The organism is Chryseobacterium oncorhynchi (genome assembly GCF_002899895.1).
Lineage (GTDB): Bacteria > Bacteroidota > Bacteroidia > Flavobacteriales > Weeksellaceae > Chryseobacterium > Chryseobacterium oncorhynchi.
In genome coordinates this window covers 879,361-894,967 of sequence record NZ_PPEI02000002.1, presented here as the reverse complement: position 1 = coordinate 894,967, position 15,607 = coordinate 879,361, and the positions used below count along the sequence as shown (strand labels likewise).

The 15,607-nt window shown below is 34.1% G+C and carries 15 protein-coding genes; 12 read left to right on the top strand and 3 right to left on the bottom strand.

The annotated features are described in order from the left end of the window. Positions 1 to 132: 132 nt before the first annotated feature. On the top strand, positions 133 to 2,229 hold the full coding sequence (locus C1638_RS09645) for a M13 family metallopeptidase (protein ID WP_109620384.1): 2,097 nt from the start codon (positions 133 to 135) through the stop codon (positions 2,227 to 2,229). Between the two features lie 66 nt (positions 2,230 to 2,295). Here C1638_RS09645 and C1638_RS09640 read toward each other — a convergent pair whose 3' ends face one another. Beyond that, the gene (locus C1638_RS09640; RefSeq protein ID WP_109620383.1) at positions 2,296 to 3,342 is read right to left on the bottom strand and encodes a hypothetical protein; all 1,047 of its coding nucleotides are present in this window, start codon (positions 3,340 to 3,342) and stop codon (positions 2,296 to 2,298) included. A gap of 356 nt (positions 3,343 to 3,698) precedes the next feature. On the opposite strand from C1638_RS09640, the gene C1638_RS09635 reads away from it, so the two are divergent. From C1638_RS09635 to C1638_RS09585, 11 genes are all read left to right on the top strand, one after another. Next, positions 3,699 to 4,145 (top strand): type VI secretion system contractile sheath small subunit, encoded by a 447-nt coding sequence (locus tag C1638_RS09635; RefSeq protein WP_228428101.1) that lies wholly within the window; start codon positions 3,699 to 3,701, stop codon positions 4,143 to 4,145. A gap of 21 nt (positions 4,146 to 4,166) precedes the next feature. Continuing rightward, positions 4,167 to 5,528 carry a DUF5458 family protein gene (locus tag C1638_RS09630; protein WP_109620379.1) on the top strand — a complete coding sequence of 454 codons (1,362 nt, stop codon included), beginning with the start codon at positions 4,167 to 4,169 and terminating at the stop codon, positions 5,526 to 5,528. A 76-nt stretch (positions 5,529 to 5,604) separates the two neighbouring features. After that, complete coding sequence (locus C1638_RS09625; RefSeq protein WP_228428100.1) at positions 5,605 to 6,060, top strand: hypothetical protein; 456 nt, start codon at positions 5,605 to 5,607, stop codon at positions 6,058 to 6,060. 82 nt (positions 6,061 to 6,142) lie between these two features. After that, positions 6,143 to 7,177: an A/G-specific adenine glycosylase gene (locus tag C1638_RS09620; protein WP_109620375.1), complete on the top strand. Its 1,035-nt coding sequence runs from the start codon at positions 6,143 to 6,145 to the stop codon at positions 7,175 to 7,177. Between the two features lie 44 nt (positions 7,178 to 7,221). Beyond that, a complete protein-coding gene (gene gldD, locus C1638_RS09615; RefSeq protein WP_076353585.1) occupies positions 7,222 to 7,779 on the top strand; it encodes a gliding motility lipoprotein GldD in 558 nt (185 codons plus the stop codon). Between the two features lie 27 nt (positions 7,780 to 7,806). Next, on the top strand, positions 7,807 to 8,730 hold the full coding sequence (locus tag C1638_RS09610; RefSeq protein WP_076353587.1) for a PfkB family carbohydrate kinase: 924 nt from the start codon (positions 7,807 to 7,809) through the stop codon (positions 8,728 to 8,730). A gap of 86 nt (positions 8,731 to 8,816) precedes the next feature. Further along, the gene (locus C1638_RS09605; protein WP_109620373.1) at positions 8,817 to 10,184 is read left to right on the top strand and encodes a peptidylprolyl isomerase; all 1,368 of its coding nucleotides are present in this window, start codon (positions 8,817 to 8,819) and stop codon (positions 10,182 to 10,184) included. 140 nt (positions 10,185 to 10,324) lie between these two features. Further along, a complete protein-coding gene (locus C1638_RS09600) occupies positions 10,325 to 10,831 on the top strand; it encodes a hypothetical protein (protein ID WP_109620371.1) in 507 nt (168 codons plus the stop codon). Positions 10,832 to 10,943: 112 nt separating this feature from the next. Further along, complete coding sequence (locus C1638_RS09595) at positions 10,944 to 11,888, top strand: NAD(P)H-dependent flavin oxidoreductase (protein WP_109620663.1); 945 nt, start codon at positions 10,944 to 10,946, stop codon at positions 11,886 to 11,888. A 14-nt stretch (positions 11,889 to 11,902) separates the two neighbouring features. Continuing rightward, positions 11,903 to 12,673 carry an alpha/beta fold hydrolase gene (locus C1638_RS09590; RefSeq protein ID WP_109620369.1) on the top strand — a complete coding sequence of 257 codons (771 nt, stop codon included), beginning with the start codon at positions 11,903 to 11,905 and terminating at the stop codon, positions 12,671 to 12,673. Positions 12,674 to 12,871: 198 nt separating this feature from the next. Continuing rightward, positions 12,872 to 13,900, top strand: a complete 1,029-nt coding sequence (locus tag C1638_RS09585) for a T9SS type A sorting domain-containing protein (protein WP_109620368.1) — start codon at positions 12,872 to 12,874, stop codon at positions 13,898 to 13,900. A 592-nt stretch (positions 13,901 to 14,492) separates the two neighbouring features. On the opposite strand, the gene C1638_RS09580 is transcribed toward C1638_RS09585, so the two are convergent. Then, entirely contained in the window at positions 14,493 to 15,110 is a 618-nt protein-coding gene (locus C1638_RS09580) for an HD domain-containing protein (protein WP_109620366.1), read from the bottom strand. Between the two features lie 27 nt (positions 15,111 to 15,137). After that, positions 15,138 to 15,437, bottom strand: a complete 300-nt coding sequence (locus tag C1638_RS09575) for a rhodanese-like domain-containing protein (RefSeq protein WP_109620364.1) — start codon at positions 15,435 to 15,437, stop codon at positions 15,138 to 15,140. Between the last annotated feature and the right edge of the window lie 170 nt (positions 15,438 to 15,607).

Sequence of the window (15,607 nt, the reverse complement as noted above, 5' to 3'; positions counted from 1 at the left end):
ATTTGACGGGGTAGTTAAAATTAACAAAATAGCTTAATAATCATTTCTTATTCCACATTTTAATTATCCTCATCATATATTGTTAAAGTTCGTATATTTGATAAGTTTGTGTAAAATCAAAAATTATCTTCAATGAAAAAGCTAAATATTGGTATACTTGCCTTTTCGGGTATTGTATTTCTAAATTCGTGTGGTGCAGCAAAGACTGCAGGGACAGAGAAAAAAACGGAGGCTACGGCAATTGCTGCAACGCCTGTAAAAGAACAAGTGAAAGAGGAGGGGATCAATTTATCCCATATGGATACAGCTGTTCGTCCGCAGGATGACTTTTTTAGCTATGTGAACGGAAATTGGGTGAAAACTACTCAGATTCCTTCAGATAAAGCCAATTGGGGGTCTTTCAATGCTTTGAGAGAAAATGTGGATGATGCTTCATTAGATATTTTAAATAAAATCCTTACCGAAAACTATCCTGCAGGATCTGAAGGACAAAAGATCCAGAATCTTTATGCATCTTTTATGGATACAGCAAAAAGAAATGCAGATGGATTAGCACCTATCAAGGGAGATCTTGCAAAAATTGATGGTATTAAAAGCCTTAATGATCTTCAGAAGTATCTTTTGGAAGCTACAAGATTAGGCGATAACTCTTTTTACGGATGGAGAGCCGGAGCAGATATGAAGAATTCTAATATGAATGCAGTATATCTTGGAGGTCCGGATCTAGGCTTGGGGAGAGATTATTATCAGAAAGTAAATGATGCCAATACAAAAACATTAGGACAATATCAGACCTATATTGGAAAATTATTTGGCGTTTTAGGGTATAAAAACTCAGCTCAGGCAGCACAAAATGTTGTCGATTTTGAGAAACAATTAGCCAATTATTTATTGACTCTTGAGCAGAACAGAGATGCCAATTTAAGATACAACCCTAAAAATGTATCAGAACTTTCAGGATTAGTGAAAAACGTTGATCTTGCCAAATATCTTAAAGAGGCCGGAGTAAACACAGACAGAGTAATCATTGGTGAACTGAAATATTACCAGAACATGGATCAGTTCTTGACTCAGAAGAATCTTCCATTATTGAAAGACTATCTGAAATATCATTTGATTAATGGTAATGCAAGTAACCTTGATGAAGGTTTGGAGCAGATCAGATTTGATTTCTATGCAAAAGAATTACAAGGCCAAAAAGAACAGCGTCCTATGAACAAAAGAGGTCTTACCCTTGTGAATACCGTTCTTGGTGAGGCTTTTGGTAAATTATACGTAGACAAATACTTTACTCCGGAAGCAAAACAGCAGATGGAAACCTATATTGATTACCTTTTAAAATCATTCAAATCCCACATTGCCAATATAGACTGGATGTCTCCTGAAACAAAAGTAAAGGCTCAGGAAAAACTATCCAAATTTACAGTAAAGATCGCTTATCCGGATAAGTGGAAAGACTATACCCAATTAAAGGTTGAATCTCCAAAACAGGGAGCATCATTATATTCTAACCTGCAAAATGTATCAGCTTGGCAGTACCAAAGAAGTTTGGATAAAGTAGGAAAACCGGTTGATAAAACAGAATGGGGAATGTCTCCACAAACAGTAAATGCATACTACAGCGGATCAAACAACGAAATTGTATTCCCTGCAGCCATTCTTCAACCTCCTTTCTATAACCCTAAAGCTGATGCTGCGGTAAACTTTGGTGGAATTGGAGCTGTTATCGGACATGAGATCTCTCACGGATTTGACGACAGTGGTTCCCGTTTCGATGGTGATGGAAACCTAAACAATTGGTGGACAGATGCAGATCGTAAGAATTTCGATGCAAAAGTAGGTCAGTTAGCTGCTCAATATAGTGGTTATGAGCCTGTAAAAGGAAGCTTTGTGAATGGTAAATTCACAAGTGGAGAAAATATCGGTGATTTAGGTGGAGTAGCAGTAGCTTACGATGCCCTTCAGATGTATTTAAAAGATAAAGGAAACCCAGGAAAAATTAGTGGATTTACACAGGATCAGAGATTCTTTATGAGCTGGGCAACCGTTTGGAGAACAAAGGCAACTGATCAGTATATGATCAATCAGGTGAAGACAGATCCGCACTCTCCGGGGATGTTCAGAGCTTTCGGTCCATTAGTGAATCAAGACTCATTCATCAAAGCATTTGATATCAAACCAGGAGATAAAATGTATAAAGCTCCTGAAGACAGAATAAAAATCTGGTAGGATTACCAATAAAATTGTTAGAAAAGAAAGAATCCGTCTCCATTATATGTGAGGCGGATTCTCCTTTTAATATGCTTTCTTATAATTCCGGATCACAAATTTTATTCCGGTTTCTATAATATCTCCCATAGTCTTACAATACTTGAAATTGACATCATAGGTGAGTTTTTGCAAAGCTGTTCTTAGCTCTATAACATTGGCTTCCGGAGCAATATTTTCTTTTTTCATAATAGAAATGAGTTCATCGAATCTGTTTTTACTGCTGGTCACCCTTTTTACAATTTGTGAACGTACTTCTTTCCGATACTGTTCTATAGAATTAGGCTTCAGTTTTTCCATTACCATAGTAACCATCAGGTTGTTTTCTTTGAAATATTGAGGAAGATAAACCTTCAAATTCCCTTCATAGCTTTGCTGATCAAAATCGATGGGGCGAATTCTGTAAATAACCTGATCAAAATCGTGTATAGGAATAATAACATAATTATAAGAACGCATGTCACCCAGTAATCCAATAAGACAGCGCTCATTGAATTTTACAAATTCCTTGGAAATTTGTGCCTTTTCCAACTCTGTACAGTTAGATATATGTTTCTGAATAAATACATCCCCGGGAATTCCTAAAATATGTTCTTCGATGAGGGTGTTTTTGTAAATTAGAAAGTTAATTCGGTTAGGAGAAAGGAGATCTTCAAGTTCCAGTCCATAGATACGGGAAGCATCTGCCTGTTTAATATAAAAATTAGTATAATTATCATTCAGGATATTTCTGACCCGAATTCGAAAAGGTTTAGAATTTCCAAAAGTACAAAAGTCAATGGTATCCACTTTCAGATAAGGTAAAGTAGCTTCATCTCCATCGGAATGAAGGAGAGTATAAATCTTATTTAAATTAGCTTCTATTTCTTTAAACTCATATTCAGAATACAATACACCGAGCCACAAAGTATCTTTGCCCTCCTTATCCAGAATATTTACACTATCACTGAATCTTAATAGGTCTTCATATAGAAACTGAATCTTGGTTGTTCTGTTATGTTTTTCCAAATACTGCTCTAATGCTTCTGAAACAGGATATATCGGTTTTCTAAACGCAATCTTCACATCTTTCATTACTCTGTTTACTTTTATTTAAATATAAAGAATATTTTTTCCTCAAGTTGGAAGAATTCTTATTTTAACACCAGTTTTATGTTTTTTCTCAATGCAAAACTCACCACGATTTTATTTTATCTCACTTTGGTTTATTTTTATTTATTTTTTCATAGCTTAGTGACATCATAAGAATTTGATTTTATGTTAAATAAGTGTAGTTAAATTTAAATAATTCAAGAAAAATCTTGACAAAATTTTGTATGTTACAGTTTTTTTTTAAATTTAAACATTGGATTGGTAATTTATTTGATACGTCTGTAAATTATTCAAAAACAGATCCAAACCAAAATCGTAAATCTCAAAATAATAATAATATGGCAATGTTTAATTATGGTGTTGGCGGAAACGAAGTAAAAGTAGACGCTAATGAAGCTATTCAGGAAATACAGGAAAATAAATCACTGATAGTAAGCCAGCTTACAACAGAAGAATCTTACACCCCTGAAATTGTAACAGGATTAAAAACAGTGGAAGACGTTTTCAAACATTTTCAACCTTCTGTAGCAGTACAACATGAAACAGAAGATGGAGGAACAATTGAAGAAGAATTCCGTTTTCAAAATCTTGGAGACTTTACTCCCAAAAGCCTTACTCAGAAATCAGACTATCTACAGCAACTGAGCATGGAGCAGGAGCAGTACAACAAAATTGTACGCCAACTGAAAACAAATAAAATTCTACGCAATATGCTGGAGAACGATCAGACAAGAGCTGCGTTCATAGAAGTATTGAAAGATGTGGCACAAGAACTTGAAAAATAATTAAAGACTTTACATTAAATCATGGATAGCAAATTACAGGCACAAGAAAGCCAGCAGCAGGATCAACAACAACACTCGGGACAACCGAAAGGTAATCCGCTTGCGGAACTCAATAAAATGGGAGGTTTTGGCTTTGTTGAATCCGTTGTAGACGGCATCGCCAATATGAACCCAACAAGAAAAGCTAGGAAAGAAATCTTTCTTAACGACGGAAATAAAGCAGAAGAAAGAAAAGAACTTCTTCAAAAGATTGCCCTTTGGGTAAGCCTTTTAGAAGGAAGTGAATCTGCAGATAAAATGGCTGAAACGTGCAAAACAAAAGCACAACAAGCTGATCAAAACCTAAAGAAAAATCTTAAGAATACACTGGACGAAGTTCGTTTGTTAGAAACTAACTACAGAACGGTTGCTCAATTCTACAAAAATACAGAATTGGACAAAGTGGATAACGTAAGTATCGTTAACGCAAGCATCGATCAGGTTTCGGATTTAGATAATCCTTTATTCATTGATGCTATTTCTGAAGAATTTAAAAACTATTACGACCGTTTAGACCTTAGAGATAACTATTCTATCCTTGCCATTCCTGGTTATTTAGGATCCAATAAGGTGATCGAAAAATGGGCAAAAATCTGTAACGAGAATAAAGTAATGATGGTTACAGACTTCGCTAACCTTGATAAGCCGGATGACGTAGTAGACTTATTCCACTCTGCAAACCTTACAGGTGGTGAACTTCACAGAAGTAACGTTATTATGACATGTAACTGGTTAGTAGGACGTGGAAAAGCTGAAGAAGTAGGTGAAGAAGAAAACGTAGAACTTCCACCTTCCACTTCATTAGCCGGAAAAATCCATAAGACACTAATGTCTCAGGTAGCAGCAGGTAAAAAACATGGTAATATCAATGAAGTAGATGCCGTAAAATTCGAATTGAAGAAAAGTGAAATTTCTCAGTTAGAAAAAATGGGTCTTGTTCCAATGGTTAACGAATATGGAAAAATTATGGCTTTCTCTGCAAAGACATTATTTACAGGAGACAATATTGGTCTTCAGACTTATTCCGTAGTTCGTGTATTCGACTATGTAACTAAAGTATTACTAGACTTCCTGAACAGAAGAGCTTTTGAAAACTGGAATGCTAAAAACGAAGACGATTTAAGAAGACAAATTGTAACGTTCCTTGATAACATCAAAGGACCGGACAAGTTGATCGAAAAATTCAAAATTGTACGTTTCGAACAAGATAGAGTAAACAAAGACAGAGTATGGCTTGATATCCGTATGACCCCTTATTTCCCAACAAAAAGTTTCGTTATTAAACTAGACGGACACAAAGGAGATGATGGTAACGAATGGGATGCAGAATACTCTCAAGAATAAGAAAACTTATTTTAAATAATAAAAACCGATGCAATTTTACATCGGTTTTTTTCTACCAATATCTATGAAATTTAATATGAATAAAAAGCTTATCATCGGATTGCCGGCTCTACTGATGGTGTTTTTGGTAAGTTGTGAAAAAAAATACCAAAGTCCGGGCCAATACGAAGAAGATCTTTTTGCAGATGAACGTCAAGAAGGAAAGGCCTATATCATGGACGAAGAAGAATGTTTCGATGGCAGTGAACTGGTTCTTTCAAGCTCAAATGTAAAGCTGGCAGACAGTTCAAAAGGACGCGGAAAGTCATTTTTCATTTATAAAGTCAGATCCGGAAAGGTTTTGAAGACAGTAAGGGATTCTACCTTAGAATTTCCAATGGAGTTCCTTTCTCCTTACAAATTAAAGCTGAAAAATGATTCCATGTATGTTTATCTGAAAAATCTTGAGGGGTATCGTTTAATTGCAAAAGACAGAAACCTTAAATATCAATGGTTAAAAGCAGCACCGGTATATTCTGTAAAGAAAAAATAAAATAACCCTATCTTTGCAGCGCTGAAATAATGTTCAGATGTGAAGAGAAAATAATCTCTTCATGGCTTAAATAGATTGGTTTTTGGAAAAAAATAATACAGGCTCAGATTTTCTTCATGTAGGAAACAGGCTTTTGGAATGGTATCGGAATAATGCAAGAGATCTGCCTTTCAGACAGACAAAAGATCCTTATAAAATATGGATTTGTGAAATTGTATTTCAACAAACAAGGATCAATCAGGGGTTAAACCATTATAATAATTTCATTAAAAGATTTCCGGATGTAAAAACCTTGGCAGAAGCTGAGGAAAATGAAGTTTTGCTTTACTGGAAAGGATTGGGCTATTACTCCAGGGCGATCAATATCCATAAGGCTTCCCAGCAGATCATGAATGATTACCAAGGTGTATTTCCTGCTCAATATGAAGAGATTTTAAAACTAAAAGGAGTAGGGAAGTATACGGCTGCGGCAGTTTCAAGCATCTGTTTCGGTGGAAGAATGCCTGCTGTTGACGGAAATTTTTACCGTGTGTTGAGTCGTTTCTTTGCAGACGATTTTGATATTTCAAACTCAAGGGCATTTACCTATTTCTCAGAATTGGCAGCTTTGGTAATGCCGGAAAATGTTGGTGATTTCAATCAGGCAATGATGGATATTGGCTCCGAAATCTGTAAACCAAAGAACCCTCTTTGTGGAGAATGCCCGATTAATGAAGACTGTATTGCATTTTCTCTGCAAAAAATATCAGATTATCCTGTAAAAACAAAAAAGGTAAAGGCAGAAGATTTGGCTCTGACCTATTATTTTGTTCACAGAAATGAACAGTTTTTGATCCGTCAGCGCGGTGATGATTTTATCTGGAAAAAATTATTCGAATTTCCTTCATCTATTTCAGCAGAAATGGAAGCTTTTATCACCAATTCAAAAACGATCACTCATAAATTGACTCACAAAAACTTAATCATTGAAATATTTAATGTTAATGTGACTTCAGAAGCGCTTTGGAATGACTTTATTGCTGAAAATCAATATGAAATTACAGATATTCAGGGCTCCCATGAAAAATCCTTTCCGAAGCCTTTGGAAAATTACATCCAAAACTCATTGAAAGACTGAAATTTGTCTTCCGAAATCTAAAATCTAATTTGTACTTTTGCAAAATGATAAAAAAGGTCATTTTTATTTTTGTATCACTGCTTTTAATTTCATGTGGAAAAGATCCGGTTCCAAAACCTTACGGAGAACTGCGTCTGGAATATCCGGCACCGAAATATCAGAAGTTTGAAAACAACTGTGCCTATACATTTGAATATTCGGATTTTGCTAATATTACAGCAGCTAAAAAGCCTTGCTGGTATTATTTGAATTATCCTAAAATGAAAGCAAAGATTTTCGTGACCTATTATCCGATACAGAATGACTTTGCAGAACACATTAAGGAAGCCGAAAAAATGGTTTACGAACATACCATTAAAGCAAGTTCCATAGATACAAAATCCTTTGAATATCCGGAAAAGAAAGTTTACGGGAATTTCTATGAACTGAAAGGGCAAAGCGCTTCCAATCTTCAATTTTACATTACAGACAGTACGAAGCACTTCGTAACTGCTTATTTATACTTTAATACGAGACCGAAACCGGACTCTCTGGCTCCTGCAGTAAACTATATCAAAAACGATATGAAGCATCTGCTGGACTCTTTTGAATGGAAAAAATAATTATTTTTAATATACATTGAAAAATATATGAAACTTTTAGTTGTAGGAAGTGTTGCATTTGATGCAATTGAAACACCATTTGGTAAAACGGACAAGATTTTAGGCGGTGCAGCCACTTATATTGGGATCACTTCATCTATTTTAGGGGTTAAATCCGGAATTGTTTCTGTAGTAGGAGGAGATTTCCCACAGGAACACCTTGATATGTTTACAAACAGAGATGTAAACATCGAGGGAATTGAAATTATTAAAGAAGGAAAAACATTCTTCTGGTCAGGTAAATACCACAATGATTTGAATACCAGAGATACTTTAGCTACTGAAGTGAACGTATTGGAAAATTTTGATCCGAAAATCCCGGATTCAATGCAGGATGCTGAGATTTTATTACTTGGAAACCTACACCCTGGCGTTCAGTTATCTGTATTAGAAAAAATGAACAACCGTCCAAAGCTTGTTATCCTTGATACCATGAATTTCTGGATGGATTGTGCTTGGGATATCTTAATGGATATGATTGCAAAAACAGATGTAATTACCATTAATGATGAAGAGGCAAGACAACTTTCAGGAGAATATTCTTTAGTAAAAGCTGCTAAGAAGATCCACACAATGGGACCTGAATATGTAATCATCAAAAAAGGAGAACACGGAGCTTTATTGTTCCATGATAATAAAGTATTTGCAATCCCTGCGTTACCTCTAGAAGAAGTTTTTGATCCAACCGGAGCAGGAGACACTTTTGCAGGAGGTTTTGCAGCTTATCTTGCTAAAAAAGAGAAAATTGATTTCGAAACAATGAAGTCAGCTCTAATAGTAGGATCAGCAATGGCTTCATTCACAGTAGAGAAATTCGGAACAGAAAGAATTCAGGAAGTAGAGGAGTCGGATATGTTCCACAGATTGAGACAATTCAAAGAATTGACGACATTTGATATTGAACTGCAGTAAATAAGTCTTTTTAAGAAATATTTATAATAAAAAATTGAGTGAAATTCGTTAAGAATTCTAAATTTGCAACTTGTTAAAATAGTAAAATGACAAATAAACTAAAAATCACTTATCTTCTTGGGATTTTCATCATGATTTTTTCTTCCAATATGATGAATGCCCAGCTAAAACCAGGAGATTTAGTGGATGGTATTGCTGCTGTTATCGGAGATGAGATTGTCTTGGAATCAGATGTAACCGAGCAGATGAATTACGGAAAACAGCAGGGAGCTTCAAACACTGATAAATGTGAGTTCCTTGAAAACCTTATCAGCAATAAACTTCTTGTATACGAAGCAAAAAAGGATACATTAATTGAAAACCGTTCTGCATCTATCAAAGAACAGGCTAATGCAAAATACCGTCAGTTGCTTTCTCAATTTCCGGACGAAAAAGCATTACTTGTTGCATACAAGTTCAGAAACTCGTATGAAATGAAGAATGCTATCGAAAAAATCGATACGGATCAGTATTATGGACAGGCAAAATACCAAAGAGTTACTGAAAAGGCAGACGTAACACCGAATGAGGTTACTGACTTTTACAATATGTATAAAATGCAGTTGCCACAGGTGAAAGATGAGGTTACTTTAGCTCAGATTATGATTTATCCTACCTTAACAGAAGCTCACAAACAAGATCTTATCAATAGATTGAATAAAATCAAGAAAGATATTCTTGGTGGAGAAACTTTTGAAAGCCAGGCGAGAATTTATTCTGAAGATGAGGGCTCTGCTACCAACGGAGGATTATATAAAAACATCAATAAAGGACAGATGGTAAAGCCATTTGAAGCTGCAGCGTTAAACCTGCAGGAAAATGAGATCTCTGAGCCTATTGAATCTGAATTCGGATACCACATCATTCAGTTATTGAAGAGATCTGGTAAAGTATATGATGCAAGACACATCCTGTTGAAGGCTACTCCAACTGATGAAGAACTTAAATCAGCAAAAACAAAGCTAGACAGTATTAGAGGTCTGATTGTAGATGGTAAAATTACATTTAAAGATGCCGCATTTAAGTTTTCAGATGATAAAAAGACAAAGTTCAATGCAGGGGTAATTCCTGGGGCGGACGGGTCTGATAAAATTGAAAGAGAAAGTATCCCAGGAACAATCAGCTACGAATTGGCAGGTTTGAATAAAGGAGATATTACAACTGCTTTTGACGATGAAGAGAACAGAAGAAAAGCTGTAAAGATTATTAAAATGGATGATGTTATTCCTGCACACCAGATCACTCTGGAAACAGACTTTAGCAGAATCAAGCAGATGGCTCTTAATAAAAAGAAAAATGAATTGGTTGAGAAGTTTGTTAACTCTAAGTTACCAACAACTTTTATCTCCATAGACGGACGTTACGATAGTTGTAACTTTAAGTCCAATTGGAAGAAAGAGTCAATCAAAAAATAAAATCAAAACCTTCAGAATTTCTGAAGGTTTTTTTTATGATATTCAGTAGGATATAAATAAATGATTTCCAACTAAGCTCAAGTATTCTATTTCTATACATTCAAACAATACTATTTGATATCTTTACAAAAACTCACAAGATGGATTATGCTTTTTATCTTAAAGAATTCAACGCTGCTATAGAAATAATTCCTAAAGAAGAGTTTGAGCGTTGTAATTTAGAAGTAACGGTAGATATTGTTTTAGAGTCTGCAGCTCTTAAAGTATATAAACCAGAATGGTCCGGAGATCTGCAATCACCTTTAGATGCAGCAGGAAGAATTTTCTTTTCAATCTGGATCAATGATCAATCTATTCAGGAGGGAAAGATGTATTATAATATCCATGCATTGAAATTAAGAACACTGAAAAACTATTCAATATCCAGTAGAAAATTTGCACAAGATTTCAGAAATGAATTTGCGAAATATCAGAAAGACTGGCCTAATGTAAGTGTAGAATATGGTCCATTGACCTTAATGCAGGGTTGGGTTGATCTCAAAATAGGGAACCTACAGGAAAACGTACAGAAACTGGTTCAAAATTTTTTAAAAGTAAGTTTTATTATAGATAGCGTCTTGATGCAATATAAAAAAGATAAAATTTAATACATTTTCCACCTATTTTTTAATCAAGAGAAATGCTTGGCAACCATTGTTTTTAGTATTTTTACACATGAGCAATTTTATAGATTTCAATTCGGCAAAAAAACTACATGACATGCAGAGAGACCAAAATAGAATTTCAGAGCTTTTCAATATAAAATATCCTATTATTCAAGCTGGAATGATCTGGCATTCAGGATGGAGATTGGCATCAGCTGTTTCCAATTGTGGCGGATTAGGATTAATAGGTGCAGGAAGCATGTACCCGGATATCCTAAGAGAGAATATTCAAAAATGTAAACTGGCAACAGATAAGCCTTTTGGGGTGAATGTTCCTATGTTATATCCTAATCTTGAAGAAATCATTCAGATCATTCTTGAGGAAGGCGTGAAAATAGTATTTACTTCAGCCGGGAACCCGAAAACCTATACAGAAACCTTACAAAAAGAAGGCGTAAAGGTTGCTCACGTAGTTTCTTCTACTAAGTTTGCAGTAAAATGTGAAGAAGCAGGGGTAGATGCTGTAGTAGCAGAAGGTTTTGAAGCTGGTGGACATAATGGAAGAGACGAGACTACAACATTCTGCCTGATTCCTAATGTGAAAAAACATATTTCAAAACCCCTGATTGCAGCTGGAGGAATTGCATTGGGCTCTCAAATGAAAGCAGCCATGATTTTAGGAGCAGACGGGGTACAGATCGGCTCCCGATTTGCTGCAACAACTGAAGCCAGTGCCCATGAAAACTGGAAGAAGAAGATTATAGAACTTCAGGAAGGAGATACTCATCTTACCTTAAAAGAACTTGCTCCGGTAAGAATGGTTAAGAATAAATTTTTCAACGAACTGGAGGAGATTTATCAGGATGGAAGGAATAAAGAAGCTTTGATTTCTTCATTAGGCAGAGCAAGAGCGAAACGTGGAATGTTTGAGGGTGACATGGAAGATGGTGAACTGGAAATAGGACAGGTTTCAGCCCTTATTAATGATATTCTTCCGGTAGAAACAGTTTTTAGTCACTTGCTAAAAGAATTTGAAGAAACAAAAATGCCCAATTTTTAATATAATTTTATTCAATGGAAAGGAGAGTAATTGATGTAAAGGATAAAAAATTATATATAGAATACAATAAGCCATTTGAAAACAGACCTACCATTGTATTTTTGCATGATTCATTAGGATCAGTAGAACTTTGGAGAGACTTCCCTGTAAAATTATCCGAGGCTACAAAATGTAATGTCCTTGCTTATGACCGTTTGGGATATGGAAAATCCAATCCAATGTCTACCCATGAAAGACCAGTTAATTATATGGAACTGGAGGCCGATTTACTTAATGATCTTTTGGCTGAATTAAATATTAATAATACCATTTTATTTGGTCACAGTGATGGAGGCACAATTGCATTAATCACTGCTGCAAAATATCCGAAAAGAGTAGAAGTTGTTATTTGTGAAGCTGGACATATCTTTGTAGAAGATGTAACTCTAAAGGGCGTTTATGATGCTTGGGAAGCTTATAAAACTACCAATTTGCCTGAGCGCTTGAAAAAATACCATGGAGATAAAGTAGAAATGTTGTTTAAAGCCTGGATAGAGACTTGGACCCGCGATGATTACAAAAACTGGAACATCGAATACCTTTTAAAAGACATCACTTGCCCTCTTTTATTTATTCAGGGAGAAGCTGATGAATATGGTACTTTGGATCAGGTTGAAAAAACAGTTTCTCAGGTAAGCGGAAGCGCTGAGAAGTACATCATTCCACAGATAGGTCATACACCACATAAGGAAGCTCCGGAATTAGTATTGGAAAAAGTAACTGGATTTATCAGTAAGAATATTTGATACTACAGGTAAATAAATAAAAAATATCTTATCTTGGACAGGATATTTTTTATTTATAAGATAGAATGTGTTGACATCTATGAACTCCTTGTATGCTGTTTTTCCGACAATAATTTTACGGGCCGAAATCCTTATAGAATTTTGATATCAGTAATTGCTATTTATAAATTATTTAATATTTTTGCTAAAAATAAAATCATGAAAAAATTATTTACTTTTTTGCCATTATTTTTGGCAATTTACAGTTACGGTCAGGCTATTGCAACTGAGGATTTTAATCAATATACATTAGGCGATCTTGGTACAGATACTACAGGAAGCATACCTGGACAAGGAGGTCATTATATTAAAAACGGCAGTACAGCCGATTATCAGATTATAGAAAAAGCTGTTAATGACAAAGCTTTATATCTTACTACAGGAAATAGCTATACTTCGGTACCTAATATGTGGGTTGATCCTCCAGTTTTAAATTCTAATGCAAGAGTTATTAAAAAAGCAATAACGACTAATGCAGCCTCCAATAATAATGTAATTTTAGGTAGTATTGATTTTTTTACAGGATCAGCTAATGGAAAAGGTGAACTCATGTTTTATCTTCTGGAAGACCAAAGTGGTGTTGTTAATGGTGCCCAAAATGGAATTGTAGGAATCAGTTTTGATTATACTACTAAAAAAATAAAAGGGTATGGGAAAGGTACATATACGTGGCCTGCAGTGTTTGGACAAAGACATATTTTTAATACAGTATACCCAGATAATACTTGGATACATGTCTCGTTTCAATATGACAAGGCTCTGGGAATAGATAAATTTACAACCCCTAATGAAGAAATAACTATATCTACTGGTGTAACTTTAGGAAAAATTCCTGTTGAAATGAGGATTGTTGCAACTACTAATGATGGAAATACGGTTCAAAATTATGTAGGAGTTGATAATGTTAACTTGAGATTTACAAATAATGGTGATTTATCATTAGGAGTATCAGAAGCTTCTAATACTAAATCAGATATATCAGTATATCCAAGTCCAGTCTCAGACTATCTTCATATTAATTCTAAAGAGAAAATTATGAACGTTGAATTATTCGATATAAGTGGGAAATTAATTAATGTTTCATGGAAAGAGAATATTGTAGATCTTAGAAGTCTTAAATCCGGAAATTATATAATATCTGTGAAAAATAAAAAGGAAACTTTTTCAAGAAAAATAATTAAAAAATAAAAGAATATCTATTGAATTGATGGATTGGTAACAAAAAAATGACAAAACTTACCAATAAAAGTCATTGATATAAGAAGAACATCCATATGAAATTAAACACCTTGCTTGCAAGGTGTTTTTTTATGGGCACTAAGGCCTAATCTTGTACATATTGATTGTCTATTGGAAAATTGCATGCAAAAATCAAGAGAAAGCTATGCATATTATCTGGAGATCTGGTCTTAGACTTTTTAATCATCTCTATATCTTCAAATTAAAACATTCACCAATTGTATTTTTATGTGGAAAGTGTTCTTTGATTTTAAAATAAATACTTAAAAAATTTATTGATTGTATAGACGATAATGAACTCTTTTTTTCTTTTATAAGAAAGTATTTTATACATAAAAAAAACACTAAAATTACAAACGTAACATGTTTATATCATGTAATTTAAATTTACTTTAGTGATGTAAGAAAATAATAATATCATTGAAAATTGGTTTGAGAAAAAGAGTCTAGAATTATAATGATGAAAATCTTTATAATTATATGTTTGGTATGAATGTGTTGAAGAGGTGCAGATCTGCATCTCTTTTTTTATTTTCGAATATTATAAAAGCTGAATTTCCATTGAAATATTTTCCTTGGCCCGTACTTCATACTTTTCTTTAAAATAATCTGTTTTGAAGATACTGTTAAGCTCCAGAAAATGTTTTAATACCTTTTTTCTCCCAGGTTTGTAAAGAAGATCAGGATAGATAGAATACTCTTTTCTGATCATTTGGGTATAAGCTAAATAGCTTTCAAAGTCTTTTCCTAAAATAGAAAGATCTGCATCCAAAAGATAATTTGTATCCTCATCATCTGATTTTTGATGAAATTTCGTAACCAGAATTTGAGCAGAAACAGCCGTAATATAATCTTTGTTTAGGGTAAGCTCAGCCAGTCTTGTTTCTGCAAGTAATGCACTTTTTTCCTCATTGGATTTTGAAGTAGCATTATAAACAATATCATGATAAAATATAGAAAAGGAAACAACTGTAAAATTTGAAACCTTGTTTTTTACAGCTTCAAGTTCCTTAAACATATTTTCAAGATGAAGAAGATTGTGGTAGTGTCTGCCTTTTTCAGAATATCTTTTTTCAATCTCATGCCATTGCGTATTGATTAAATTAGAGTCTTCAGAAAATGGTAAACAAAGCTGTTCAAATTGATCCTTTAGATTCATGATGGATAGATATAAAAAAAGGAACTTTTAAAAAGTTCCTCTATTTGCTTCAAGAACAGCCTTTAGCTCAGCCCAGCCTCCGCCGTTATAACCGTCCTTTAGTCCTTGTGAATTAAGATATTCTAATGCTTTTCCACTTCTGTTTCCACTTCTGCAGAATAAGATTACCGGTTTTTCAATAGACAAAATTTCGCCTTGTCTGTCTTCTACTTCACCTAGGGGAATATTTTTAGCACCATCTATATTTCCGTCCATTTCAAGCTCCATTGGCTCACGAACGTCAATTAATTCATAGTTTCCAGATTGTATTACTTCTATTAAAGACATAGTTGTTTATTTTAAACATTAAATTATAAACGAAATTACGTATTTTTTTTTTGAAAAAAATCTTAATTAAAACATAAATTTTTAGAAATGAAGCCATATTAACGTTAAAGAAAGGATTTGGAAAGCCATTAGAAAATTGATAAAATAATCTTAATTTTGCAGTGTGAAAT

Coding starts and splice junctions, on each gene's coding strand:
- C1638_RS09645 (WP_109620384.1), top strand. CDS start 133: ATGAAAAAGCTAAATATTGGTATACTTGCCTTTTCGGGTATTGTATTT.
- C1638_RS09640 (WP_109620383.1), bottom strand. CDS start 3,342: ATGAAAGATGTGAAGATTGCGTTTAGAAAACCGATATATCCTGTTTCA.
- C1638_RS09635 (WP_228428101.1), top strand. CDS start 3,699: ATGGCAATGTTTAATTATGGTGTTGGCGGAAACGAAGTAAAAGTAGAC.
- C1638_RS09630 (WP_109620379.1), top strand. CDS start 4,167: ATGGATAGCAAATTACAGGCACAAGAAAGCCAGCAGCAGGATCAACAA.
- C1638_RS09625 (WP_228428100.1), top strand. CDS start 5,605: ATGAATAAAAAGCTTATCATCGGATTGCCGGCTCTACTGATGGTGTTT.
- gldD (WP_076353585.1), top strand. CDS start 7,222: ATGATAAAAAAGGTCATTTTTATTTTTGTATCACTGCTTTTAATTTCA.
- C1638_RS09610 (WP_076353587.1), top strand. CDS start 7,807: ATGAAACTTTTAGTTGTAGGAAGTGTTGCATTTGATGCAATTGAAACA.
- C1638_RS09605 (WP_109620373.1), top strand. CDS start 8,817: ATGACAAATAAACTAAAAATCACTTATCTTCTTGGGATTTTCATCATG.
- C1638_RS09600 (WP_109620371.1), top strand. CDS start 10,325: ATGGATTATGCTTTTTATCTTAAAGAATTCAACGCTGCTATAGAAATA.
- C1638_RS09595 (WP_109620663.1), top strand. CDS start 10,944: ATGCAGAGAGACCAAAATAGAATTTCAGAGCTTTTCAATATAAAATAT.
- C1638_RS09590 (WP_109620369.1), top strand. CDS start 11,903: ATGGAAAGGAGAGTAATTGATGTAAAGGATAAAAAATTATATATAGAA.
- C1638_RS09585 (WP_109620368.1), top strand. CDS start 12,872: ATGAAAAAATTATTTACTTTTTTGCCATTATTTTTGGCAATTTACAGT.
- C1638_RS09580 (WP_109620366.1), bottom strand. CDS start 15,110: ATGAATCTAAAGGATCAATTTGAACAGCTTTGTTTACCATTTTCTGAA.
- C1638_RS09575 (WP_109620364.1), bottom strand. CDS start 15,437: ATGTCTTTAATAGAAGTAATACAATCTGGAAACTATGAATTAATTGAC.